The sequence below is a fragment of the Haloarchaeobius caseinilyticus genome (genome assembly GCF_051207395.1).
Classification (GTDB): Archaea; Halobacteriota; Halobacteria; order Halobacteriales; family Natrialbaceae; genus Haloarchaeobius.
Genome location: NZ_JBPJZC010000007.1, coordinates 1 through 1,531 on the forward strand (window position 1 = coordinate 1; position 1,531 = coordinate 1,531).

The following is a 1,531-nucleotide window of genomic DNA, read 5'->3' on the forward strand; positions in this document are numbered from 1 at the left end:
TGACAAAAGGGAAACTGGTTAATATTCCAGTGCTCTCATACATTGAAAACTGACGCTTTGGGAACAACTGAGCTGGGCTATCGCCCAGTCGAACCGTCAAACTCCGTGGAAGCCGTAATGGCAGGAAGCGGAAGAACGGCGGGATAGCGCAAGTCAGTCGTACCTAGAGCCCGTGAAAAGGTGAGTATGAGATTCGTACCGAGATCCGACACAGGTGCTCGTGGCAGTGAAAGCCAAGGCCTGTCGGGAACAACCGACGTTAGGGAATTCGGCAAGTTAGTCCCGTAAGTTCGCGATAAGGGATGCCTGCCCCGGAGAGGGGCAGGTCGCAGTGACTCGGACGCTCCGACTGTCTAGTAACAACATAGGTGACCGCAAATCCGCAAGGACTCGTACGGTCACTGAATCCTGCCCAGTGCGGGTATCTGAACACCTAGTACAATAGGACGAAGGACCCGTCAACGGCGGGGGTAACTATGACCCTCTTAAGGTAGCGTAGTACCTTGCCGCTTCAGTAGCGGCTTGCATGAATGGATCAACGAGAGCGTCACTGTCCCAACGTTGGGCCCGGTGAACTGTACGTTCCAGTGCGGAGTCTGGAGACCCCCAAGGGGAAGCGAAGACCCTATAGAGCTTTACTGCAGGCTGTCGCTGGGACACGGTCGCTACTGTGCAGGATAGATAGGAGCCATTACGCAGGTATCCGCGCCAGCGGATCACCGAGGCACCACTGAAATACTATCCAGTAGTGACTGTGACCCTCACTCCGGGAGGAGGACACCGGTAGCCGGGCAGTTTGACTGGGGCGGTACGCGCTTGAAAAGATATCGAGCGCGCCCTACGTCCATCTCATCCGAGTCGGAGACTCGGAGAAGAGCGCAAGAGCATAAGATGGGCTGACAATGTTCTTCATAACGAGGAACGTTGACGCGAAAGCGTGGTCTAGCGAACCAATCATCCTGCTGGATGCGGGAGATTGATGACAGAAAAGCTACCTTAGGGATAACAGAGTCGTCACGCGCAAGAGCACATATCGACCGCGTGGCTTGCTACCTCGATGTCGGTTCCCTCCATCCTGCCCGTGCAGAAGCGGGCAAGGGTGAGGTTGTTCGCCTATTAAAGGAGGTCGTGAGCTGGGTTTAGACCGTCGTGAGACAGGTCGGCTGCTATCTATTGGGGGTGTTATGGTACTTGACGTGAACGTTCGTATAGTACGAGAGGAACTACGAATGGTGACCACTGGTGTACCGGTTGTCCGAGAGGGCACGTGCCGGGCAGCTACGTCACACGGGGTAAGAGCTGAATGCATCTAAGCTCGAAACCCACATGGAAAAGAAGTACCGCTGAGATCACTCGTAGAAGACGAGTTAGATAGACTCGGGGTGTACGTGCCGAGGCAACGAGGCATTCAGCCCGCGAGCACTAACAGATCAAGCCACACATTCATACCGCATGATGGGACGTGTATTCTGATACACGGCCTGTCGACAGGTTCAGGCGTTAACTGGATTGCGTTTACACATTGGTTGTT

The 1,531-nt window shown here is 54.5% G+C and carries 1 rRNA gene; it reads left to right on the plus strand.

Features of this window, described 5'->3' with window-relative positions:
* Positions 1-1,446: ribosomal RNA gene (locus ACSC1P_RS22075) — 23S ribosomal RNA — on the plus strand; the annotation flags it as partial.
* Between the last annotated feature and the right edge of the window lie 85 nt (positions 1,447-1,531).